This is a genomic window from Xenorhabdus sp. PB62.4, from assembly GCF_014467285.1.
Lineage (GTDB): Bacteria > Pseudomonadota > Gammaproteobacteria > Enterobacterales > Enterobacteriaceae > Xenorhabdus.
Window position 1 is genome coordinate 261464 of sequence record NZ_NKHR01000004.1, and the last position, 22458, is coordinate 283921.

At 42.2% G+C, this 22458-nt stretch carries 24 protein-coding genes and 1 pseudogene; 5 read left to right on the plus strand and 20 right to left on the minus strand.

Features of this window, described 5'->3' with window-relative positions; genetic code table 11:
* Positions 1-63 precede the first annotated feature (63 nt).
* Entirely contained in the window at positions 64-1659 is a 1596-nt protein-coding gene (gene mltF / locus Xenpb_RS05940) for a membrane-bound lytic murein transglycosylase MltF (RefSeq protein WP_187653489.1), read from the plus strand.
* Between the two features lie 21 nt (positions 1660-1680).
* Here the strand turns inward: mltF and tadA are convergent, their stop codons facing one another.
* Positions 1681-2208 (minus strand): tRNA adenosine(34) deaminase TadA, encoded by a 528-nt coding sequence (gene tadA, locus Xenpb_RS05945; protein WP_187653490.1) that lies wholly within the window; start codon positions 2206-2208, stop codon positions 1681-1683.
* A gap of 286 nt (positions 2209-2494) precedes the next feature.
* Here tadA and fos point away from each other — a divergent pair, with 286 nt between their 5' ends.
* The gene (fos, locus tag Xenpb_RS05950) at positions 2495-2893 is read left to right on the plus strand and encodes a fosfomycin resistance glutathione transferase (RefSeq protein WP_187653491.1); all 399 of its coding nucleotides are present in this window, start codon (positions 2495-2497) and stop codon (positions 2891-2893) included.
* Here the strand turns inward: fos and Xenpb_RS05955 are convergent, their stop codons facing one another.
* The 4 genes and pseudogenes from Xenpb_RS05955 to Xenpb_RS19885 form a co-directional block, all read right to left on the minus strand.
* The gene (locus Xenpb_RS05955) at positions 2894-3712 is read right to left on the minus strand and encodes a DNA-3-methyladenine glycosylase (RefSeq protein ID WP_255523035.1); all 819 of its coding nucleotides are present in this window, start codon (positions 3710-3712) and stop codon (positions 2894-2896) included. It lies immediately after the preceding gene.
* Positions 3713-3896: 184 nt separating this feature from the next.
* On the minus strand, positions 3897-4541 hold the full coding sequence (locus tag Xenpb_RS05960) for a hypothetical protein (RefSeq protein WP_187653493.1): 645 nt from the start codon (positions 4539-4541) through the stop codon (positions 3897-3899).
* A 471-nt stretch (positions 4542-5012) separates the two neighbouring features.
* Positions 5013-5645, minus strand: coding sequence for a hypothetical protein (locus Xenpb_RS05965; RefSeq protein ID WP_187653494.1), 633 nt, complete (start codon positions 5643-5645; stop codon positions 5013-5015).
* Positions 5646-6006: 361 nt separating this feature from the next.
* A pseudogene (locus Xenpb_RS19885) lies at positions 6007-6143 on the minus strand (phage antirepressor N-terminal domain-containing protein); the annotation flags it as partial.
* A gap of 422 nt (positions 6144-6565) precedes the next feature.
* Between Xenpb_RS19885 and Xenpb_RS05975 the strand changes: the two are divergent.
* Complete coding sequence (locus Xenpb_RS05975) at positions 6566-6826, plus strand: YfhL family 4Fe-4S dicluster ferredoxin (RefSeq protein WP_045973590.1); 261 nt, start codon at positions 6566-6568, stop codon at positions 6824-6826.
* A 2-nt stretch (positions 6827-6828) separates the two neighbouring features.
* Here Xenpb_RS05975 and acpS read toward each other — a convergent pair whose 3' ends face one another.
* From acpS to Xenpb_RS06035, 12 genes are all read right to left on the minus strand, one after another.
* Positions 6829-7209, minus strand: a complete 381-nt coding sequence (acpS, locus tag Xenpb_RS05980; RefSeq protein ID WP_187653495.1) for a holo-ACP synthase — start codon at positions 7207-7209, stop codon at positions 6829-6831.
* Entirely contained in the window at positions 7209-7940 is a 732-nt protein-coding gene (gene pdxJ / locus Xenpb_RS05985; protein WP_187653496.1) for a pyridoxine 5'-phosphate synthase, read from the minus strand. Before pdxJ ends, acpS begins: the two co-directional genes overlap by 1 nt.
* Positions 7941-8008: 68 nt before the next feature.
* Complete coding sequence (gene recO / locus Xenpb_RS05990; protein ID WP_187653497.1) at positions 8009-8746, minus strand: DNA repair protein RecO; 738 nt, start codon at positions 8744-8746, stop codon at positions 8009-8011.
* Positions 8747-8755: 9 nt separating this feature from the next.
* Positions 8756-9661, minus strand: a complete 906-nt coding sequence (gene era / locus Xenpb_RS05995) for a GTPase Era (protein WP_099113781.1) — start codon at positions 9659-9661, stop codon at positions 8756-8758.
* A complete protein-coding gene (rnc, locus tag Xenpb_RS06000) occupies positions 9658-10338 on the minus strand; it encodes a ribonuclease III (protein WP_099113782.1) in 681 nt (226 codons plus the stop codon). Before rnc ends, era begins: the two co-directional genes overlap by 4 nt.
* 211 nt (positions 10339-10549) lie before the next feature.
* Positions 10550-11521 (minus strand): signal peptidase I, encoded by a 972-nt coding sequence (lepB, locus tag Xenpb_RS06005; RefSeq protein ID WP_187653498.1) that lies wholly within the window; start codon positions 11519-11521, stop codon positions 10550-10552.
* Positions 11522-11541: 20 nt separating this feature from the next.
* On the minus strand, positions 11542-13338 hold the full coding sequence (gene lepA, locus Xenpb_RS06010; RefSeq protein ID WP_187653499.1) for a translation elongation factor 4: 1797 nt from the start codon (positions 13336-13338) through the stop codon (positions 11542-11544).
* Positions 13339-13550: 212 nt separating this feature from the next.
* A complete protein-coding gene (gene rseC / locus Xenpb_RS06015) occupies positions 13551-14015 on the minus strand; it encodes a SoxR-reducing system protein RseC (RefSeq protein WP_187653500.1) in 465 nt (154 codons plus the stop codon).
* A complete protein-coding gene (gene rseB / locus Xenpb_RS06020) occupies positions 14015-14974 on the minus strand; it encodes a sigma-E factor regulatory protein RseB (RefSeq protein WP_187653501.1) in 960 nt (319 codons plus the stop codon). The genes rseC and rseB overlap by 1 nt, the downstream gene beginning before the upstream one ends.
* The gene (gene rseA, locus Xenpb_RS06025) at positions 14974-15615 is read right to left on the minus strand and encodes an anti-sigma-E factor RseA (RefSeq protein ID WP_187653502.1); all 642 of its coding nucleotides are present in this window, start codon (positions 15613-15615) and stop codon (positions 14974-14976) included. Before rseA ends, rseB begins: the two co-directional genes overlap by 1 nt.
* 31 nt (positions 15616-15646) lie before the next feature.
* The gene (rpoE, locus tag Xenpb_RS06030; RefSeq protein WP_099113788.1) at positions 15647-16222 is read right to left on the minus strand and encodes an RNA polymerase sigma factor RpoE; all 576 of its coding nucleotides are present in this window, start codon (positions 16220-16222) and stop codon (positions 15647-15649) included.
* A gap of 374 nt (positions 16223-16596) precedes the next feature.
* Entirely contained in the window at positions 16597-17397 is an 801-nt protein-coding gene (locus Xenpb_RS06035; RefSeq protein WP_187653503.1) for a tRNA1(Val) (adenine(37)-N6)-methyltransferase, read from the minus strand.
* Positions 17398-17540: 143 nt separating this feature from the next.
* Between Xenpb_RS06035 and srmB the strand changes: the two genes are divergently transcribed.
* Entirely contained in the window at positions 17541-18881 is a 1341-nt protein-coding gene (srmB, locus tag Xenpb_RS06040; protein WP_099113790.1) for an ATP-dependent RNA helicase SrmB, read from the plus strand.
* Between the two features lie 94 nt (positions 18882-18975).
* On the opposite strand, the gene Xenpb_RS06045 is transcribed toward srmB, so the two are convergent.
* Positions 18976-20106, minus strand: a complete 1131-nt coding sequence (locus Xenpb_RS06045; protein WP_187653504.1) for a phospholipase — start codon at positions 20104-20106, stop codon at positions 18976-18978.
* 267 nt (positions 20107-20373) lie between these two features.
* Positions 20374-20757 carry an autonomous glycyl radical cofactor GrcA gene (gene grcA / locus Xenpb_RS06050; RefSeq protein WP_047962917.1) on the minus strand — a complete coding sequence of 128 codons (384 nt, stop codon included), beginning with the start codon at positions 20755-20757 and terminating at the stop codon, positions 20374-20376.
* A 355-nt stretch (positions 20758-21112) separates the two neighbouring features.
* Here grcA and ung point away from each other — a divergent pair, with 355 nt between their 5' ends.
* Positions 21113-21793, plus strand: a complete 681-nt coding sequence (gene ung / locus Xenpb_RS06055; RefSeq protein ID WP_187653505.1) for a uracil-DNA glycosylase — start codon at positions 21113-21115, stop codon at positions 21791-21793.
* 63 nt (positions 21794-21856) lie between these two features.
* Here ung and grpE read toward each other — a convergent pair whose 3' ends face one another.
* A complete protein-coding gene (gene grpE / locus Xenpb_RS06060) occupies positions 21857-22438 on the minus strand; it encodes a nucleotide exchange factor GrpE (protein ID WP_099113793.1) in 582 nt (193 codons plus the stop codon).
* Positions 22439-22458: the final 20 nt, after the last annotated feature.

Genomic DNA, 22458 nt, shown 5'->3' on the forward strand with positions numbered 1-22458 from the left:
TTTGACCATGCTATTATCTTATATTTCACACGGGGCCTAATCGCACTGGCGAGAGATAACTATTTGAGTAATATAAAGATTAATTATTTTGTTATCGTTATTATCGCGCTCCTCTCTGCTGCCATCATTGGCCTGAACATCAATTGGCCCAATAAACAGCAGGAGCAGATAAACAAAATTCTGGCACGGGGAGAGCTTCGGGTTAGTACCATTACCTCTCCTCTGATTTCTCTTAACAATAAAAATGAACCCACGGGATTCGACTATGAACTAGCCAAACGGTTTGCTGATTATCTGGGTGTTAAACTTGTCATTAAATTTCGTACCAACATTAACCAGCTTTTTGACGACTTAGAAAATGATAAAGCCGATTTTTTGGCTGCAAGCCTTATCTATAATAGAGATAGGCTGGATCAAACACGCACGGGCCCTGCCTACGCATCAGTCTTACAACAGCTAGTTTATCGTAAAGGGACAACGCGCCCACGCTCGTTTAATGATTTAAAAGGCACTCTCATCGTCACCGCTGGCTCAACCCATGCAAGCGAACTAAGAAAATGGAAAGAGCAATCTTATCCTGATTTAACTTGGCAAGAGACGTCACACGAAAACGCTCAGCAATTACTTGAACAAGTTTCCGAGGGGATAATCGACTATACAATCAGCGATTCAATCAGCTTAGCCCTGCAACAGCGTATTCATCCCAATTTAGCCGTTGCTTTTGATGTCAGTGAAGAACGTCCCCTGACTTGGTATTTAAGACGAAATGATGATTATAGTCTCTATTCAGCCATGCTTGATTTTTTCAGCATGTTGGCTGAAAACGGCATTATGTCGCGGCTGCAAGAAAAGTATTTCAGTCATGTCGGTTCGTTCGACTATTTCGATACCATTTCATTTATTCGCGCTATCAATACAACATTACCGACATATCAGCCAATTTTTGAAAAATATGCCGGTTCACTTGATTGGCAATTAGTGGCATCTATTGCATGGCAAGAATCGCATTGGGACCCTCAGGCAACATCGCCCACTGGCGTCCGTGGCCTGATGATGCTCACTCGCCCGACAGCGGAATGGGCGGGTGTTCACGATCGGCTAGATCCGGAAGAGAGTGTGAAAGGTGGAATGTCCTATTTGCACTATTTGATGGATCGGTTGCCAATAACTATTCCGGAAGATGAACGTATCTGGTTCGCCCTCGCCGCTTATAATATGGGGTATGGACATGTGCTTGATGTCAGGAAATTAACTGCTGTACAAAAAGGTAACCCTGACAGTTGGTTGGATGTTAAAAAACGCCTGCCCCTGCTAAGCAAGAAAAAATACTATACCAATACAACGTATGGTTATGCTCGCGGCTATGAAGCTTATCGCTATGTGGAAAATATCCGGCGTTACTATTTGAGTCTGGAAGGGTATCTGCAAGCAAAAGCTAACCGTGAGAAAGCAGAGAGAGATGAAATTCTGGTGAATACAACCACAATCAGCGAGCCTCAACCTGAAAATGGTAAAACCGACAGTAATGATGCAGAAATTATGAAAACAGGTAATGATAAAGCGGAAAACACCAAAGCTGAATCCCATGAAAAAACGCCGGAGGAAAAAACGCCGGAGGAAAAAACTCCGGCGCAATCTGGGAAGGTAGTCCAGCCATAACAGGTCGTTAATCATCACTGACTATGGCATTTCTTGTTGTTGGGCTTTCAACTTCTTCAGTGCCTTATGTTGCTCCCTACGTTGTTTGAAAAACGCACTCAACATCGTAGAGCACTCTTGCGCCAATACACCGCCAGTGATGTCAATCTGATGATTCATGCCCGGGTGACGCAATATATCAATCAATGATCCGACAGCTCCCGTTTTCATATCGCTGGCACCATAAACCAACCGTTGTATCCGGCTGTGTACCATTGCCCCTGCGCACATTACACAAGGTTCCAGAGTGACATACAGTGTCGTATTCAATAGACGATAGTTCTGCAATTGCATACCACCACGCCGCAGGGCTATGATTTCTGCATGTGCGGTAGGATCATGATCGGTAATCGGATGATTAAAGCCTTCGGCAATAATTTCATTATCTGCTACCAATATAGCACCTACAGGAATCTCACCTTTTTCTTGTGCCTGCATTGCTAATTCTATTGCTCGACGCATCCAATATTCATCACTATAGTTTTCGTTTACCGTATATATTTCTGTCACCGCATATTCTCTTACTTATGAAAATCCCGATCATTATAGCGGGTCATCATCAATATTGTTTACTCATCTCAATTTGCTGATTCAACCTGAAACCCGGCCTCTATTTTAAGTAACTTGGTCAAAACCTCTCAATGAATGGAAATATCATTTAAGCAAAAGAAACAATAACATTTCATCTATATTCAGGATGCTCATCTATAAACAAAACTTGCTTATTAAACGAGCTTTTTTTAACATCCTGATATTGGTTATTAAGATCGATTATTTTCCCAAAGGATAAATATTCATGCTGACAGGACTTAATCACCTGACACTTGCCACAGCAAACCTTGAACGCAGCCTGAATTTCTACATTAATCAGCTTGGTTTTACGCCACATGTACGTTGGCAAAATGGCGCTTACCTAAGCCTTAAAGAACTGTGGCTCTGCCTTTCTTGTGATGAAGCCAAACCTGCAAGGGATTATACCCACATCGCCTTTAGCATTTCGGCTAGTGATTTTCCTGCTTTCAAAGAGAAAATACTGGCTGCGGGTATACAACAATGGAAAGAAAATCGCAGTGAAGGAGAATCCATTTATCTGCTTGATCCTGATGGGCATCAACTTGAAATCCACGTTGGTTCACTTGCAAGCCGACTTGATGCTTTAAGAAAAACGCCTTACAAGGGTTTGAAATGGTATTAATTAATACCCACTACTGGACTGTTGTCGCCATAAATGTGCGCCTACCAGAGCCTTCCAAGGCGAAAAACCTGCCAGCCATTCTTCTGCCTGAGCAGCATCCACTTTATCTTCTTGCTTAAGCAAATATTGGAGATTACGCCTTACCGCAACATCACCATGCAGTGAACCATTCAGATAATTAAGCCCTCGCAGCAAAGCATAATTAACTGTCCACATGCCGATGCCTTTGATGGCAAGTAAATTATCCTTCAGACAGTTGATTGCATTTTCCCCCTCTGGAATATTCAACACCAACGCGCCAGAATCGATAAGCTGACAAACATTCAGCAAGGCATTAGCTTTACCTACGGAAAAACCACATTGACGCAGATCCTGTTCAGAACACTGAATAACCTGTTTATGAGTCGGATGGCACAATAATCCTGAAGAATGCTGAATGCCGATTGCCTGAATAAAACGCCGTCGAATAGAAATTGCTGCACTTACGCTGATCTGTTGGCCAATGATTGCCCAACTCAGTGCTTCAAAAGGCGTGGCTGACTGATAAATGCGTAAGCCCGTTTGTCTGGTAACCAAATCGCCAATAACAGGATGATCATGATATAGGGATTCAAACAATTCGACAGGTTGCTTCAACCCCAACATGTGTGAAGCCAGCGCAGATAATGCTTCATCTGAACAAAGATCCCCATCGCCATCAATATCAAGCTGTATACGTGCTTTATTCTTTTCAAGGGCTATTGTCAGGAGAGCCGGGTTTTCCTGCCAGACCATTCCCTTTTTAATTTTATTCTGTTGCACAATTTCAGAAACTTCCATTTCATCTCTTTGATGAAAGGCCAAAAAATCCTTCGTGTGATAATTAGTTGGTAATACTATTTCTATAAAACCGTTTTCTATAAAACCGCTTGCCTTCATTAAAAAAACTCCGGAACATACATGATTGAGATAATTATGTAACAGGCTTCAAGTTACAATGCAATGGCAAATTTACAAACCCAAACTACAAAATATCATCAATTTTATATTGAGTTAATTCATCATTCAGTTCCTTAATTTGATATTTTGATGGGCTTAATACCAACAGGTAAATACCAATACCCATAAATAAAATCATACTTAAAATGACCAAGAGAAAATCGAAAAACGCTCCTATTGTATTGGTAACAACATCAACCCTTAATAAAAACGCAATCAATACAATAAATGCCAATGCAAAAAAGTAAATAGAAAATATCTTTTCAAACCAATAAGTAACATAATAAAATGGCTTAACTTTTACTTGAACTACACCAGAATCTAACACAGCATATGCCTTTAACTTTTTCAGATTAGCTATACATTCAATACCTAACCCACCTTGTTTTAGCTTGATGAATATTTTTCTGAATCTGTCAGATTTAATTTTTGTAGTATCAAACATTATCTCAGATGCAATCGCATATTTAAGATAGTTCTTGTCACCTTCATCCAAGTAATTATTATACTGATTCAAATAGTTAATGTACTTTATCGCTTTCCGTTCTCTGAACACACATACGTCTGTATAAAGCTTCTTTAAAACAGATAAAATAATACCAATAAAAGTACCAATAGATCCCAAAACCTTCACGATATCATCACCGTGTTTTACGATGTATTCAATCATATTGTTACTCTAAATAATTTAAAACATACTTAAGTATATACCATGATAATTACACGGGATTGTTGGCAAAATTATCAATCAATATTCTCCATTACGCCGACTGGAAGAAATTCGATGACTTTCCATTCCACCAGTGTCTAAATAGAAGGTTTATTGAGTTAGAAATGTGTTTTATTTTCAATTCATCACACAATTCATGAACCACAACAAGAATGGCACACTTCGCTTGTTAACATTTATTTGACAAAACACGTCTCAATAAATTTTGTGCTAACATAGTCACCATACAGGAGGTAAAGGTGAGATATCGTGAATAACGGACTGCTTGAAATCGGCTGAATATGTCTTCGTGATGATAGTGAAGAACAACACGATGTTTAAATTCTAATGGGTGTTTTTTTCTACTCATTGAAGCACAAAACCCCTAATTGTCAGATGTCCAACTTTCGGGGTTCACTTCACAGAGGCGGGTTATTTATTCGGAAGTGTTATTTTCGAAATTATGGCTAGTCTGTTCATGTAATGCTCTGCATGACCCCATAGCCAAGACTGATAGTAACCTACATCATCCTCATTAGATATTTGTCTAACTTCACCACTCATTACATCGTAGCCGTAGACATATAATCTATATTGTAATGCTTCATACATTCTAGCTTGCCAGAACGACATACCTTCAGTTGTTTGATTTACATCAGAAACCACAACATCATAACTTTTAATCAAATAATGGAAGAATATTTTTGAGGCTAGGCCAGTTAACGCTGCGTTATGCTGAGGCTTTTTCGTGCGCCAAATCAGAACCTGAGACACGGGCCGACAGTTAAGCTCTACGTCATTAGTCACCATCACCTTGTTGTAATAAACAACTTCATGAGTAATATCGCACAGTAAAGCCAGTTCAAAATTGATCTTACCCAAGTCCAACCTATTATCAACCCGAACAAGTCGATATCCCGGTGGCAAAATTAGCTCGTCAACGTCTTTTACTATCTCGCTAGCCAATGGATTAAGGGCATCATACAGATCAAGGTTACGTTTAGACTCATTCAGGTGACTGAAATCAGCAGCAATTTTATCTATCTTTTCAAGATGTAATGGCATACAGTCCCCTCAATAAAACATTCAAAATTTATCTCATTGATAAATTACTTTGAGGTAATCTTAGACCGTTTGAACCCAAGGTTCAACAACCGAGGTTGTGTTTTATTTGTTTCGTTATTGATTAAAATGTACCAATTTGTTTCAGTTTTTAGCCCTCCGTGACTTGGTGTTAGAATACATTCATTGGCAATGAGAGCAGATTTTCAATGTAAAACCCATATCGCTTTGCTACTCCATCAATGATACCTCTAGGTGTCTCCGTTCCAACCGTAAAGGCCTCTGTTTTATTGAGGTGTTTATCGTAGATTTTCATCTTGATAATGTATCTGAAATTTGGTGGCTGCTTCACGCGCTCTTTCTTTTTAACCTCACCCGTAGTCCAGTACTTATAGAGGACATCATCACATTCCTCTTGATACCGGCTGACTTTATCCCTGATCGACGCTTTAACTTTGTTCGGGCTGATAGTTGCTAACCAGCCAGCTTACGTAGCTCTAATCAACTTATTGATTTAAAAAATAATTTTGTAGGTATAACGATTTTCGTGATACCTTTAGAGGAGCATGTTTTTAACCTCTCTAACTGTGATTGCCACTTTTCATGTGTGAGCCAGTATATGGAGACTTACACGACTCCCAACTAGCTAAGGCGCTTAAATATACATCATTTTTGGGCCACCGGCGTTTGTGTTACTATGTTTTCCATTAAAAACGCCGTAATATCATGATATTGATATATTAGCTCACACATCACTACATTTTAGGCACCTAAGACCGTCATGTGTTGCGGTTTTGTGTTACGGAACATCGATTTTAAATGTAAAACATACTGTATAAAAACCCAAAGATCGTGTAAATATAACGAATACAGAAGTCACTTAATTACTTGTTTTAAAACGTTAATATACATAATATACTGAAATGGCACTACTAATTACCAAACGCTGTATCAATTGTGATATGTGTGAACCTGAATGTCCTAATCAGGCTATCACAATGGGTGCGGAGATCTACGAAATTGAGCCTGAACGCTGTACTGAATGTGTCGGGCATTATGAAAAGCCAACTTGCCAGTCTGTCTGCCCGATCACTAATACTATTATTCTTGATCCTAACCATCAGGAAACCGAAGAGCAATTGTGGGATAAGTTTGTACTCTTACATCATGCTGATAAGATCTGAATTTAACTTTCCAATATGACTGTCGCACAAGCATAACGACGTTCATCTGCTAGTGTGACATGTATAGATCTGACATTCAGTTTATTAGCCAGCACATTAGCCTCTCCATGAAGTTTTAATGTGGGTTTTCCCAGTGGATCATTAATAACTTCAAATTGATTAAAGGCCAAGCCATTGCGGATACCCGTTCCAAGTGCTTTGGCTGCCGCTTCCTTGACTGCAAACCGCTTTGCAAGGAAGCGGACGGGCTGATTATGCTGTTGATATTGTTGCCATTCCCCATTGCTCAGAATACGTCTTGCCAGACGTTCACCGGAGCGCCCGATAATTTCCTCAATACGGGATATTTCAACAATATCTGTGCCTAATCCAATAATGCCCATTAACGACGTGCTTCTCTCAATAAAGTTTTCATATCTGCAACTGCAGCAGACAGGCCACTAAGTACAGCACGGCCAATGATGGCATGTCCGATATTCAATTCATAAATTTCAGGCAGGGCAGCAATACGCTGTACATTGTGATAGGTCAGACCGTGACCAGCATTGACTTTAATGCCTTTTCCAGCCGCGTAAGTTGCAGCTTTTTTGATACGCTGGAACTCTTTTTCCTGCTGTATCTCGTCTTTCGCATCTGCATACGCACCAGTGTGAATCTCAATAAATGGCGCCCCAACTTCAACAGCAGCATCAATTTGCTGGTGATCCGCATCGATAAACAGAGATACCAGAATGCCCGCTTCCGATAGAGCCTTGACAGCCTCAGCAATATGTTTTTTTTGCCCACATACATCCAATCCCCCTTCTGTCGTGACTTCCTGACGCTTTTCAGGAACTAAACAACAGAAAGCAGGTTTGATGTGAGTGGCAATACCAACCATTTCATCCGTTACAGCCATCTCGAGATTCATGCGAGTTTGAATCGTGCTTTTTAATAGTTGAACATCTCTGTCAGTAATGTGGCGACGGTCTTCACGCAGATGAACCGTTATACCATCAGCTCCCGCCTGTTCCGCCACAAATGCAGCCTGAACGGGATCAGGATATTGTGTCCCACGGGCATTACGTAAGGTTGCAATATGATCAATGTTGATACCTAACAATACCTCAGCCATTTTTAGCTCCTGCAATAATATAAAATTCAGTAAAGTCTACACGTTTCATTATGAAGAAGTGGCTTACTTTAATTTTCATTTTTCTTGTTGGGATTATCGGTTTTTTTATGTACAAATTGGCGAAACAATTCACGACTTTTTAGCGGTTTTCCGCCCAAATAAGGCTTCAATGCAATGCGAGTGAAGCGCTTAGCTGCTTTCAAAGTCGCACCATCTGGAAATTCACCCACTGCCAATGCCTTTAATTCATAACCAGTAAAACTGTAGTGATCAAGAACCAAACTGGCAATAAACCCTTTTTCTTCACGATAACGATAAGTCATCTCATCCGCGACAGGCTCACCACTGCCTGCACAGTGAAGATAATCTACGCCGTATCCCATATTGGTCAGTAACGCTAACTCAAAACGGCGCAAAGCATATTCCGGCGTGTGTTCACTCGCCGCGAGCACTTGTAGGCATTGGAGATAATCGAAAAAAAGTGCGGGATATGCCATTCCTTGCTCAAGAACTCTGGATAAGAGTTCATTCACGTACAATCCGCTGTAAAGTACGCTCCCCGTTAAGGGAAGAGCCAATGAGATAGGTTCGGCATCTCGTAATGTTTTGATTTCCCCCCGCCCACTCCAGCGAATGAGCAGCGGGGTGAAAGGTTGCAAGCAACCTTTTAGATGAGAGCGACGGCTGCGTGCGCCTTTCGCTAAAACACGTACCCGCCCTTCGTTTTCAGTAAAGAAATCCAGTAATAAACTGGTTTCACTGTAAGGGCGTCCATGAAGCACAAAAGCTCTCTGCCAGCCGTCCACAAATCAGCCTTATAAGTCGTCGATGTAACCGAGGCTACGCAGCGCTCGTTCATCATCAGCCCAACCCGCTTTTACTTTTACCCACAGTTCCAGATGGACTTTGACATCAAACAGCCTTTCCATATCTTGGCGGGCTTCTGTACCAATCGTCTTGATTTTGCTGCCTTTATTACCAATCACCATTTTCTTCTGGCCGTCACGTTCTACCAGAATCAAACCGTGGATTGTATATCCTCCACGTTCATTGACAACAAATTGTTCAATTTCCACTGTCACGGAATACGGCAGCTCATCCCCCAAGAAACGCATCAGCTTTTCACGGATGATTTCTGAAGCCATAAAACGCTGTGAACGATCGGTAATATAATCTTCAGGGAAATGGTGTTCAGCCTGTGGTATATGATCGCGTACAATTTTGGCAATAGTATCAACATTCATGCCTTTTTCTGCGCTGATCGGCACAACATCAATGAAATTCATCTGTTGGCTAAGAAAACCAATATGTGGCAGGAGAATGGTTTTGTCTGTCACATTGTCCACTTTATTAATGGCAAGCAGGACAGGGCAACGCAAGTGACGCAACTTATTCACCACCATTTCATCATCCGGCGTCCAGTGTGTACCTTCCACAACAAAGATAACCAGTTCTACATCACCAATAGAGCTGCTCGCCGCACGGTTCATCAAACGGTTGATCGCACGTTTTTCTTCAATATGAAGGCCCGGCGTATCAACATAGATGGTTTGGTAAGCCCCTTCCGTATGAATTCCCATGATGCGATGACGCGTCGTTTGGGGTTTACGAGAGGTAATGGATACTTTCTGACCCAATAACTGATTCAATAAAGTCGATTTACCGACGTTGGGTCGCCCGACTATTGCAACAAATCCGCAATAGTTTTTTTCTTCGCTCATTCAAGCTCCAGTTGTTTTAATGCTTGTTCTGCAGCCGCCTGTTCTGCCTTGCGACGACTGGAACCTACTCCTCTGACAGGTTGTTCAAATCCACTGACCTGACAGTGAATTGTAAATTCCTGATCGTGTGCTTCCCCACGAACTTGAACAACCAGATATGTAGGCAACGGCAAATGACGCCCTTGCAGATATTCCTGTAAACGTGTTTTAGGGTCTTTTTGCTTGTCGCCCGGGCTGATTTCATTCAAGCGAGCTTCATACCAACTCAAAATAATCTTTTCAATTGTCTGAATATCACTATCAAGAAAAATAGCCCCAATTAATGCTTCAATACTATCCGCTAAAATGGACTCGCGACGGTGTCCCCCGCTTTTTAACTCACCTGGCCCCAGACGTAGGCATTCACCTAATTCAAATTCTCTGGCCAGTTCTGCCAACGTATTGCCACGCACTAATGTTGCCCGCATACGACTCATGTCCCCTTCATCAACACGGGGAAAACGATGGTAAAGCGCATTAGCAATGACAAAACTCAGGATCGAGTCGCCAAGAAATTCCAGACGTTCATTATGCTTACTGCTGGCACTGCGGTGAGTCAAGGCTTGAAGCAATAAATCGTGCTGTGTAAAGTTATATCCTAGCTTACGTTGTAATCGGTTCGTTATTATGGAGTTCATGTGCTACCAATTCAGTTAGAATTCATCAAATAAAAGCACACGCAACAGACCTGTGAGGCCGATATCCCTAAAGATTAATAGGGGGGCCTTACAAAACTGTTGCGTTTGCACTGGCTCCCTAAGAAGTCCATCATCATAAGGAACCAGTCATCTCGTTTGAAAGAATATTCTACACTGTGAGATAAATTAATGCTGCGCTAATATATAAATATTAGTGAATTCCACCAATTCGGTTCAAACGTACACCCGTAGGCCACTCACCTTCCTGTTTTTCAAAACTCATCCAGATGGCGGTTGCACGGCCTACCAAATTTTTCTCCGGTACGAATCCCCACTCCCGGCTGTCTGCACTATTGTCACGGTTATCACCCATCGCGAAATATTGGCCTTCAGGAACAACCCAAACACCAGGTGGCAAACCTGCCTGACGATAATGAGGTATAGACTGCGCCGAAGGTATGGTCAAAATATGGTGTGACACATTACCTAAGCTTTCAATCCGTTCCCCTTGGCGGAGTGTATATGGCCCCAATACTTCATCAAGTGGTACTTGATAAACACCACTTACACGGATCCCTTCAGGGGTTACATCTTCTTTGATAGTCCATTCACTTGGAAACACGTCCCGGTAAGTGACAGGTAAGGTTCCCTTGCATTCAGCATTCCAACCACACTCCGGATAAACTTGAAGCTCTTTTTTGACATAATCGTAAACAATCCGGTCTCCGGGTAAGCCAACGATTCGTTTCACAAAATCAATGCTTGGATTAACTGGGTATTTAAAAACAGCGATATCTCCACGCTTAGGCTCACCCGTTTTAATCAAGGTTGTTTGTGTAATCGGATCTTTCAGACCATAGGCAAATTTTTCAACCAGAATAAAATCCCCGATCAACAATGTTGGCATCATTGAACCAGAAGGGATTTGAAAAGGTTCATACACAAAAGAACGCAGCACCAAAACAATGGCTAACACCGGAAAGACAGATGCAAATGTATCAACCCATGAAGGTTTATTAATTTCTTTAGCCAAAGATTCCTGAGCTTCTGTACCTGCCGCCTGTTCCTGAATGAGAGCAAGTTTTTTCTTGCGTTCAGGAGCCAATTTAAACCGATCTATACACCAAAAAATACCGGTGATTAACGTTGCTAGCGTTAAGATCAAGGCAAAAGTGTTAGCCATTTAAACTCCTTACGACCTCGTTAATTATCTTTTCCAACATGCAGAATTGCTAAGAAAGCTTCCTGTGGCAGTTCAACATTTCCGACCTGCTTCATGCGTTTTTTACCTTCTTTTTGCTTCTGCAATAGTTTTTTCTTCCGGCTGACGTCACCACCATAACATTTTGCCAGTACGTTTTTACGTAACTGTTTGACAGTAGAACGCGCAATAATGTGAGCGCCTATGGCAGCCTGAATTGCAATGTCAAATTGCTGACGTGGGATCAGTTCTTTCATTTTTTCCACTAACTCACGACCACGATACTGCGAGTTGTCACGGTGAGTAATCAATGCCAGCGCATCAACACGTTCACCATTAATCAAAACATCCACACGCACCATGTCAGAGTTCTGGAACCGGATAAAGTTATAATCCAAAGATGCGTAACCACGAGATGTTGATTTCAAACGGTCAAAGAAGTCCAGAACAACTTCAGCCATTGGGATTTCGTAAGTCAGTGCAACCTGGTTACCGTGATAAACCATATTAGTCTGTACACCACGTTTTTCTATACAGAGTGTAATGACGTTGCCAAGATATTCTTTCGGCAACAACATGTGACATTCTGCGATCGGTTCACGCAGTTCATTAATATTATTTAAGGCTGGCAACTTAGATGGACTATCGACATAAATAATATCACCACTATTTGTCTCAACTTCATAAACAACTGTTGGTGCAGTTGTAATTAAATCGAGATCATATTCACGTTCCAAACGTTCCTGAATGATTTCCATATGCAGCAAGCCAAGGAAACCACAACGGAAACCGAAGCCCAACGCGGTAGAGCTTTCTGGTTCATAGAATAATGAAGCGTCATTTAAGCTCAATTTACCCAACGCATCACGGAATGCTTCATAATCATCGGAACTTACAGGGAATAATCCCGCATAAACTTGCGGTTTAACCTTTTTAAAACCTGGAAGAGCTTTTTCCGCAGGGTGACGTGCAGTCGTCAACGTATCACCAACCGGAGCGCCCAAAATATCTTTGATAGCACAAACCAGCCAGCCCACTTCCCCACAATTCAGCACGTCACGATCGATACGCTTCGGCGTGAAAATACCTAGACGGTCGGCGTTATATACCTGACCTGTACTCATTACCTTAACTTTATCACCCTTACGCAAGGTACCGTTTTTAATACGGACAAGTGAAACAACGCCAAGGTAATTGTCAAACCATGAGTCAATAATCAGAGCCTGCAATGGTGCATCAGGATCGCCTTCCGGCGCCGGGATTTCTTTCACCAGACGTTCAATAACATCCTGTACTCCGACACCCGTTTTTGCAGAACAACGAACAGCGTCCGTTGCATCAATGCCAACGATGTCTTCAATTTCATCTGCAACACGCTCTGGCTCTGCTGCCGGGAGGTCAATTTTGTTCAGAACCGGAACCACTTCCAGATCCATTTCAATGGCGGTATAGCAGTTAGCCAAGGTCTGAGCTTCAACACCCTGACCCGCATCAACCACCAGCAAAGCACCTTCACAAGCAGCCAGAGAACGGGAAACTTCATAAGAGAAGTCAACATGCCCGGGAGTATCGATAAAGTTTAATTGATAGACTTGCCCGTCATTTGCCTTGTAATCAAGCGTTACACTCTGCGCCTTGATAGTAATGCCACGCTCACGTTCAAGATCCATTGAATCCAGTACTTGTGCTGCCATTTCACGATCTGACAGCCCCCCACAGATTTGAATAATCCGGTCAGATAGAGTGGACTTACCGTGGTCAATGTGGGCGATAATGGAGAAATTTCGTATTTGCTTCATTATTAAATCTTTTTTGCCTTAATATTTCTGAATCATTCGCCTATGGACACACTGATGGACATAAAGCGACAGTTTATTGGTTCGGCCACTGGCCTTGAGGAGCCGTATTCTACATGCCAAACTTGTGAAAACCTAGTCATGCCTGTGGTTTTCAGTATGACCTTGTGATTTCCAGTATGATAAAAAAGTTGAAGCTCATATGGTAAAACAGATTATTCTTGCTGTAGAACCTTAATCGTATCGGGAGGCAGACCAATTTGTAACACAACAGGCTGGTACGCTTGCAGATTATCCCAATACGCAGCAATCTTGCGGGCAACGAAGAAACCGGCAAACCCTCCGCCAATTCCCCCTAAACATATCCATAACTGGTCGTTCGTCCAAAACTGGAAAAGCGCCCCTCCCAAAAATAACCCCAGTAATGGCGTTAAATAAACTAACATTGCTGAACGCAACAAACTACTTTCAGGAATGCCCACTTCAACTTTCTGCCCCGGCTGAAGTGGCTGAGAAATTTCCAGCTCCAACTGATGAATATTTTCCGGCCCTATTTTTTCCAATAAATAAGAACCACAGGTAGTTCTGGACTGACAACTACCACAACCTGAAGATGAGCCATAGCGCAACAATGCGCGGCCTTTTTGCCAACGGACAACTGTCGCCCACTCTTTAACCATCAGTTTTCCTCTGTAAATGTCACGCTTGCTGCAATCCGCTCAGCGGTCGTGAAAGGCAGCTCCCCAATAACGGTAATGCTATTTTTACCGCGGGCCAAAGTATAAACCGTTCTCCTGCCTTGTCGAAATGGCTGTTCCCCAACGGCCTTTTTGTTTGCAGTCACAACATTTACGGAAAAATTAAACAATCCATCACCATACATGATGGATTCCAACCATTCTGTTTCTGACAGTTTACGGCTGGTACGGGAAATTTCATTGAAGCCTTCAGGTATTTTTCCAACTCGCCAATTGAACTTCAATTTTTCGGAAGGCGGAATGAGCAACATCGGCGGTAATTTCAGATCAGTAATCGCACTCAGCTCGTTTTTAATGTAGTCATTGACGGTTGATGACACAACCCGAAATTGCTCAATTACGGTTATATTATCCTTATCCAGCAAATCAATCAGCAAAGGAAGGTGATTTCTCTCATCAATCAGAAGGTTATAACTATAACGGGATTCATCTTTCGATATGATGCGAACAAATCTCACTGGATTATCACCAACATGCGTACTGCCGGAATCAATGAAACGATAGAACTTTTGTAATTGCGTAAAATCGGCAAAGATGATCGGTGGAAGATAATCAACAATATGGTTGCCATATAAGCTGAATGAATCCAGACCTGGCTCGTAATAGCTGATTTGGTCACCACGCTGGATAATTTCCCGGCGGGAACCATCCATTTGTATGATTTGCGCAATGGGTTTACCGTCAATAATGGCATGACGATAACGCAACGGAATCAGGAATTGCTGGCCTATGTTGATAAAGCCAAGTTCATAATTCAGCGTTTGTACGGCATTATTCATATCCTGCAACAAAGCCTCGGCGCTGCTTTGCTGCGCCGAGGCTTTGAGAGGATTCAACAGGCTAACCGCCAATAAGAAAATGAAAACCCAAATACGTTTCATTACTGTTGCTGTGATTGTTGTTGTGCTCCAATAGGCTGATTAATCTGAGTAACACCGTAATTTTTTTCAGAATGGATGCGTCTGGTCAGTTCATATTGCTGCAACATCGCATCAATACGCTTATTACTTTCCCGAACTTGCATGCTCAGATCACCACCGAAGGCTTCATCATCAACAGGAGTCGCCAAACCTACAGGGGAGGCTGACCCCATCACAGGCAATGTATTGAAGACTGGCGTATCAGATTGAATATCTGCATCAACACTACTGCTGCTATTATATTGCTGAACGCCAATAACCACAGTCAAAGACACACATGCAGCAATACCAACTTGTGTAATCTGGCTCGCCCATGGACGAATTTTTCTCCAGAATGGCATTCTGCCCCATGTTTCAGGCTCTGGCTGAGATTCTAGAACAGCCGCTGGATTAATCTGGACGGGCTCTTTCTCAAGCGCCAGTGCCACTTGACTCGCGATATCCAAATGTAATACATCCCCCACGTCGCCACGCATGACATCACGGACAAGATGGTATCTTTCCCATTGCTGCTGCATGGCTGCATCTTCAGAGACCAAATGAACGACTTCACTATCAAGAGCTTCTCCATCCATTAAAGCGGAAAGTTTCTCTCTTTGCATGCCAAAGTACCTTTAAAATTGTTTTGTCCCACTACTGTTGGATTAGTGGTTGAACTTTGTTATCAATGGCTTCCCTTGCCCGGAAAATTCGTGAACGTACAGTGCCTACGGGACATTCCATGATGTCGGCTATTTCTTCATAGCTCAACCCTTCCAACTCCCTCAATGTAATCGCTACCCGCAAATCTTCCGGAAGCGATTCAATAGTACGGAAAACCACTTCCTTTAACTCTTCAGACAACATTAAGTTCTCAGGGTTCGAAATTTCTTTCAATGAACTTGACGCATCATAATTTTCGGCATCGTTAGCATCCAAATCATTAGATGGAGGACGACGCCCCTGAGCAACCAAATAATTTTTAGCCGTATTAACGGCTATACGGTACAGCCAAGTATAAAAAGCACTATCGCCCCGGAAAGAAGAAAGCGCCCGATAAGTCTTAATAAAAACCTCTTGAGCAACATCAGGAACGTCACTTTGAGGTACGTAACGAGCAATCAGGCTCGCTACTTTGTGCTGATATCTTATCACCAGCAAATTAAATGCTTTTTGATCACCTTTCTGGACCCGTTCAATCAGCATTTGATCCGTTAACTGCTCGCTCATCCGAGGTTCACTCTCCTGAGGTAAAACTCCACATGTTTGTACCAATTTAAACCAATATGATGTCCTGCTTTCCCGAACAAGCATGACTTTGAGTATCAATTTACTGTGAAGTTCAACTTTGGCCGTAATTTTATATTACAACCACCTGTCATTTCGTATTTCACTTCTTTTATCCCATTGATATTGATATTTATTTATAGTTTTGACTTATTACTACATAGCGACCAGAAATCTATTGGGCATATTAATTGCATCATACTTAAGTGCATATAGTACAAATCATAGTCCCTATTTCACAGGACACGTGATTTTAATGCGAGAAAAGAAAATATTGCTTTAATCAGCCTCTCATCACTCTAATATTGCTAACCCTATCAATAATAAACATAAAAATCTGTTACTAACTGACGAAACTCATCTGAATACGCGCCATCCAAGGCACGAATCGTTAATTCACTTACCTGATTTTGCTGTTCATGCAGGGATAATCCCAGTAATAGGCGATGCAACGGCTTATCCCGTCTGTCACGAATGTTGACACGAAAATGAGTAAACCATCCTAACTCTGCTGCCATCTTTTCAAATTGTTCACCAATATCATAAGGCAAAACCACGCAAAACAGCCCTGTAGGTGCAATCAATTCCCGTACACACGTCAATAATCCCTGATGTGTCAATGACTCCGTATAACGAGCCTGATTGCGAGCTTCATTTCGACATGCAATGGAAGGTTCAAAATAGGGAGGATTACTGACAATTAAATCATATTGGGTACTGTCTTGCTGCAAACCGTGTTTTTGTTGCAACCCGCGTTCCTGTAACCCATTTTGTTCCATATGCTGCCGCACAAAGTCATGGATATCCTGCTGATGTACCGTAATACGGGAAAACCACGGCGATTGTTGTATATTGTCAATCGCCTGCATTGCAGCAGAAGTGTCCAGTTCTACCGCATCAATCACAGTCTGCTCTCCTGTGCGCTGAGCTAACATCAATGCAATCAGACCACTGCCACACCCAATATCCAGACACCTTTTCTTGTTATATACTGGCGCCCAGGCTCCCAACAGCACACCATCCGTTCCGACTTTCATCGCACATTTATCATGCCCAACAAAAAACTGTTTAAATGTAAAACCACCGCGGCGAAAAACGGGTTTATCTATCGATGCCATGAGTTATATCTGCTGAAATAAAAGTTTCTCATAGCATAAATCTTATGACGCGCGGATAAAAGCAACCTGCTTATAGGATGTTTTTATAGGATGAAGAATGTGCCCAACCTGTTTATAATCGGCGGCCCAAACAGAGGTATATGATGACTGCGACAAACTTTTCTGAATTTCAACTTGATGAATCCCTGCTTGATGCACTGAATGATAAAGGCTACGAACGCCCGACAGCAATTCAAGCGGCAGCCATTCCTGCTGCCATGGATGGGCGGGATGTCCTTGGTTCAGCCCCAACCGGTACAGGTAAAACCGCCGCTTACCTGTTGCCGGCATTACAGCATTTACTCGATTTTCCCCGTAAAAAATCAGGGCCACCGCGTATCCTGATTCTGACTCCAACCCGTGAACTGGCAATGCAAGTTGCAGAACAAGCAAAAGAATTAGCGGCTCACACTCATTTAGATATCGCCACAATCACTGGCGGCGTTGCCTATATGAATCACGCAGAAGTATTCAGTGAGAATCAGGATATTGTTGTCGCAACGACAGGACGTCTGCTGCAATACATCAAAGAAGAAAACTTCGACTGCCGTGCTGTGGAAACGTTGATCCTTGATGAAGCTGATCGCATGCTGGATATGGGATTTGCCAATGATGTCGAAACCATTGCCGGTGAAACCCGCTGGCGTAAACAAACACTGTTATTTTCCGCCACACTGGAAGGCGAATCCATCCGTGATTTTGCCGAACGTCTGTTAACTGATCCTGTTGAGATTGATGCAGAGCCTTCTCGTCGCGAGCGCAAGAAAATCCAGCAATTTTATTATCGTGCTGATACGTTAGAGCATAAGACAGCCCTGTTATGCAACCTTCTTCAACAGCCTGATGTTACAAAATCCATTGTTTTCGTACGCAAACGTGAACGTGTACGTGAACTGGTTGACTGGCTGAGTCAGGCAGGAATTCAAGCCTGTTTCCTTGAAGGTGAAATGGTACAGGCCAAGCGCACAGATGCCGTGAAACGGTTGAATGATGGCAAAGTCAAGGTTCTGGTTGCAACAGACGTCGCTTCCCGTGGATTAGATATTGAAAACGTCAGCCACGTCTTTAACTTTGATTTACCTCGCACTGCGGATGTTTACCTGCATCGGATTGGCCGTACAGCCCGTGCCGGCCGCAAAGGGACTGCCATTGCTCTGGTTGAATCTCACGATCATCCTCTGCTCGGTAAAATTAGCCGTTATCTTCAAGAGCCTTTGAAAATACGGGTTGTCGATGAACTCCGCCCGCAAACCAAAGCGCCAAGTGAGAAAAAAAGTTATAAGCCTTCTAAAAAAGTGTTGGAAAAACGCAAAGAGAAGAAAAAATCAGAAGACACGAAGAAAAAACGAGTAAAAGTTCGTCATCGTGACAGCAAAAACATCGGTAAACGCCGCGCTTCTTCTGGTAAACCTAGACCAGAAGTAATTGAATCTGGCAACGATTAATTATCTCAATACAGGCGAAGTCATTGAATATGAGTTGACTTCGCCTCTCTACTTACATCATTTGGACATTATTCAGGCATTACATCACTTAATTTCAGCCACTTCTTTGCGATGTAATTTGCTGATAAACTTCCTCAAATTGTTCCCGAATTGCAGGTTCATCCATAGTCATCGCCAATGAGTGCAAAGAAGGCATTTGTAAAGAAGGCATGTCCAATGCAAACATCCCCTCATCTGTCGCATCAGTTGACGCCAACATGGCATCGCCATTATTTAGCCAAGGCTTCTGTTTCGTCATTAATTCCAATACAGCCTCCAAAAAGTGTGCCTTAAATGAATGCAACCCATATCGATGAGGCAGAATGGAATCCCATATACTTCCTAATTTATATTTAAGTTCGATTGTATTACCCATAGGTTTAGGAACCGGCAATACTTTTTGCAAATCCCCCAACCAGTCGTATTGAACAGAATAATGGCGTACCAAACCACTGTCGGCCAATTCACGAGCAACTTCAGGTGATACCCCCATACGTTTCAACGTAAGGTCTGAAACGCCAGCAGCATTATAAATAACCGCGGGTTTTCCTGTTGCCAGTGCAGCCACTGTTGCCAATCCGCCCCCTAAAGAATGCCCCGTGAAAATGACATTTTCACCAAATACCTCTAATGACTTGTGCGCTAATTCCACCGCCTGATTATATTGTTTTTCATTGTAGCCAAGCCCCTGACGAATACTTACCATGAAATCTTTCAACTCGTTTGAGCCAGTGAAAGAAACAATATATAGCCCCTGATGTTTGTATACCCCTGCTTGAAACCCTGTTGAATAATCATTCAACGTACTAGGGTCAATGCCTGCTTGTGATAAATCATCATCAGACAAGCGTTCAAAACTAGGAATTCCTAAACTTTGCTCGCGGTAAACATCACGGGTAACTAATGTCAGGTTATAGTCAATAAACTTAGACTGTTTTCCTGCAATATCATTGGCTGTCAATATGGGCGATTCCATCGCACGGGCACTGAGATCGTTAATCAATGATTGATAAAGTGCATTAGATTGCTTGGTGTTTTCTGACAGCGAAATGGATGATGCAGAAATGCGCTCAGCTTTATCTGGTAATGATTCGGCTGGAGAATTGGATTGAGGTTGCAGAGAATTTCCTTCTAATGAATACACCCCTAGTTCACTTAAAAAACTGGTATTTACTGATAAAGTCATAAAATTCTCCTACAGATTATTCAGATTAGAGGTAATCGAAACTCCAAACTCTCTATCGGCAGGAAAATTAACGCCTTTATAACAAATTTAATCTTTAATTAACAATTTTGTTTGTAATGAATAAAAGAAATAAAATTACAAAGTGAAATAAAAAAATGCTTTTACGCACAGAGATAACGCCGGATAGGTTTGCATAATTGAAGAGCGGGTGGAAGTGGTCAATGATAAATAATCAGGCAGCCTTAACTGCCTGAATTTAGGCAGAAATTACAGACTTTCTGTAAAAGTACGGGCAATAACATCACGCTGCTGTTCTGGAGTCAGTGAATTAAAACGCACTGCATAACCAGAAACACGAATAGTGAGCTGAGGGTATTTTTCAGGATGCTTCACCGCATCTTCCAGCGTTTCACGACGAAGGACATTCACATTCAGATGCTGTCCCCCTTCTACACGCACAGTCGGTTTCACTTCCAGCGGAATTTCTCGATATTCAAATTGCCCCAGTTCATCTTTGGCAACAATCTGGCCTTCATCGTAATCCGCTTTAGCGCAGATACAACGTGCTTCATTTTTTTCATCATCCAACAGCCAAAAAGAATTCATCAATGCAGCGTTGTCAGATTGGGTAATTTGAATCCCCGTAATCATTTATACCTCCAACATCATCTTGGTTATTTAGTCAAACCATTACTTAGAGCCTAATCGGATAGGCGCTTAATCAACCATCATTCTTGATTTCCTGTATACCAATACAAATGAGAAGATTCTTTGATTGAAATCAACCAATTTTATAAGGTTATTATCATAAAAATTTCAACTTGTTGTTTTTAAATATTTTTTTGTATAAATTACATGAAATTATTTTTGTAAATTTTCAAAATAATTTATAAAAACAGATTTTCATTCTATAAATTAAACTTGGATTGGAATCCTAGGGTTTCCCTATGCCAAGGGAATCGGTAAGCTTAAGTCCATCTGATAATCATATAGAAAGGGATTGGTTATGTCCGCACCTCTCACATGGCACGATGTCATCGGCAATGAAAAGAAACAGCCTTATTTCGTTGATACATTGGCTTATGTTGCCAACGAACGTCAGGCTGGAAAAACCATTTATCCACCGCAGCAGGATGTTTTCAACGCATTCCGCTATACCGAATTGGCTGATGTAAAAGTGGTAATTTTGGGGCAAGATCCTTATCATGGCCCGAATCAAGCCCACGGACTGGCTTTCTCAGTACAACCCGGCATTCCGGCGCCACCTTCTCTTGTCAATATGTACAAAGAGCTGGAATCGGATATTGCTGGATTTACTCGCCCTAATCACGGTTGCTTGATCAGTTGGGCAAAACAAGGGGTGTTATTACTCAATACCGTGTTGACTGTTGAGCGCGGCAACGCACATTCCCATGCAAATTTGGGATGGGAAACTTTCACCGATAAAGTCATTGCGGCAATCAACGAACATCGTAACGGGGTTATTTTCCTGCTTTGGGGTTCTCATGCCCAGAAAAAAGGCCGTTTTATTAATACCCAACGCCATCATGTGCTGAAAGCACCTCATCCTTCACCATTGTCAGCACACCGCGGTTTTTTAGGTTGCAGACATTTTTCACAAGCCAATAGTTTGCTGGAAACACAAGGATTGTCCCCAATCGATTGGACACCCCAATTACCTCAATAATCGCGCTCTGCCTACAAAAATGCCGCCTCTGGATGGCGGCATTACATCACGGAATACCGTAATTTATTTAGAAACTGCAACCATTGCAGGGCGCAGTAAACGACCATTCAAGGTATAACCTTTCTGCATCACCAACATGACATGGTTCGGTTCATGCTGTTCAGATTCCATCATGGTCATCGCCTGATGTACTTCAGGATTGAAAGGCACATTAGTGTCACCAACAACTTCAATACCAAACTTACCCACTGCATCAATAAAAGATTTCAGCGTCAGTTCAATACCTTCAATCATAGGTTGTAATGATTCATTAGCACGATCAGCAACATCTAACGCACGTTCCAGATTGTCGATTACAGGCAGGAGTTCATTAGCAAATTTTTCCAATGCGAACTTATGTGCTTTTTCTACATCCTGCTCGGTACGACGGCGAATATTTTCCACTTCAGCACGAGCACGCAGCATAGCATCACGTTCGTTAACCTGAGCCTGTTTCAACTGTTCTTCCAGTTCGGCAACACGCGGGTCAACAACATTTTCAGTCTCTGGCGCGTCTGCCTGTGCTGTACTAATTTGTTCCTCTAATACATTTTCTGTATTTTCTGAGACTTGCTCGTCAGGTACTTTTTGGTCTTTACTACTCATGAATATCTCCGCGTATTTTG

Bases quoted from the DNA above. Each gene is read 5' to 3' on its own strand.
- fos (WP_187653491.1), top strand. From the start codon at position 2,495: ATGCTGACAGGACTTAATCACCTGACACTTGCCACAGCAAACCTTGAA.
- Xenpb_RS05955 (WP_255523035.1), bottom strand. From the start codon at position 3,712: ATGGAAGTTTCTGAAATTGTGCAACAGAATAAAATTAAAAAGGGAATG.
- Xenpb_RS05960 (WP_187653493.1), bottom strand. From the start codon at position 4,541: ATGATTGAATACATCGTAAAACACGGTGATGATATCGTGAAGGTTTTG.
- Xenpb_RS05965 (WP_187653494.1), bottom strand. From the start codon at position 5,645: ATGCCATTACATCTTGAAAAGATAGATAAAATTGCTGCTGATTTCAGT.
- Xenpb_RS05975 (WP_045973590.1), top strand. From the start codon at position 6,566: ATGGCACTACTAATTACCAAACGCTGTATCAATTGTGATATGTGTGAA.
- acpS (WP_187653495.1), bottom strand. From the start codon at position 7,209: ATGGGCATTATTGGATTAGGCACAGATATTGTTGAAATATCCCGTATT.
- pdxJ (WP_187653496.1), bottom strand. From the start codon at position 7,940: ATGGCTGAGGTATTGTTAGGTATCAACATTGATCATATTGCAACCTTA.
- era (WP_099113781.1), bottom strand. From the start codon at position 9,661: ATGAGCGAAGAAAAAAACTATTGCGGATTTGTTGCAATAGTCGGGCGA.
- rnc (WP_099113782.1), bottom strand. From the start codon at position 10,338: ATGAACTCCATAATAACGAACCGATTACAACGTAAGCTAGGATATAAC.
- lepB (WP_187653498.1), bottom strand. From the start codon at position 11,521: ATGGCTAACACTTTTGCCTTGATCTTAACGCTAGCAACGTTAATCACC.
- lepA (WP_187653499.1), bottom strand. From the start codon at position 13,338: ATGAAGCAAATACGAAATTTCTCCATTATCGCCCACATTGACCACGGT.
- rseC (WP_187653500.1), bottom strand. From the start codon at position 14,015: ATGGTTAAAGAGTGGGCGACAGTTGTCCGTTGGCAAAAAGGCCGCGCA.
- rseB (WP_187653501.1), bottom strand. From the start codon at position 14,974: ATGAAACGTATTTGGGTTTTCATTTTCTTATTGGCGGTTAGCCTGTTG.
- rseA (WP_187653502.1), bottom strand. From the start codon at position 15,615: ATGCAAAGAGAGAAACTTTCCGCTTTAATGGATGGAGAAGCTCTTGAT.
- rpoE (WP_099113788.1), bottom strand. From the start codon at position 16,222: ATGAGCGAGCAGTTAACGGATCAAATGCTGATTGAACGGGTCCAGAAA.
- Xenpb_RS06035 (WP_187653503.1), bottom strand. From the start codon at position 17,397: ATGGCATCGATAGATAAACCCGTTTTTCGCCGCGGTGGTTTTACATTT.
- srmB (WP_099113790.1), top strand. From the start codon at position 17,541: ATGACTGCGACAAACTTTTCTGAATTTCAACTTGATGAATCCCTGCTT.
- Xenpb_RS06045 (WP_187653504.1), bottom strand. From the start codon at position 20,106: ATGACTTTATCAGTAAATACCAGTTTTTTAAGTGAACTAGGGGTGTAT.
- grcA (WP_047962917.1), bottom strand. From the start codon at position 20,757: ATGATTACGGGGATTCAAATTACCCAATCTGACAACGCTGCATTGATG.
- ung (WP_187653505.1), top strand. From the start codon at position 21,113: ATGTCCGCACCTCTCACATGGCACGATGTCATCGGCAATGAAAAGAAA.
- grpE (WP_099113793.1), bottom strand. From the start codon at position 22,438: ATGAGTAGTAAAGACCAAAAAGTACCTGACGAGCAAGTCTCAGAAAAT.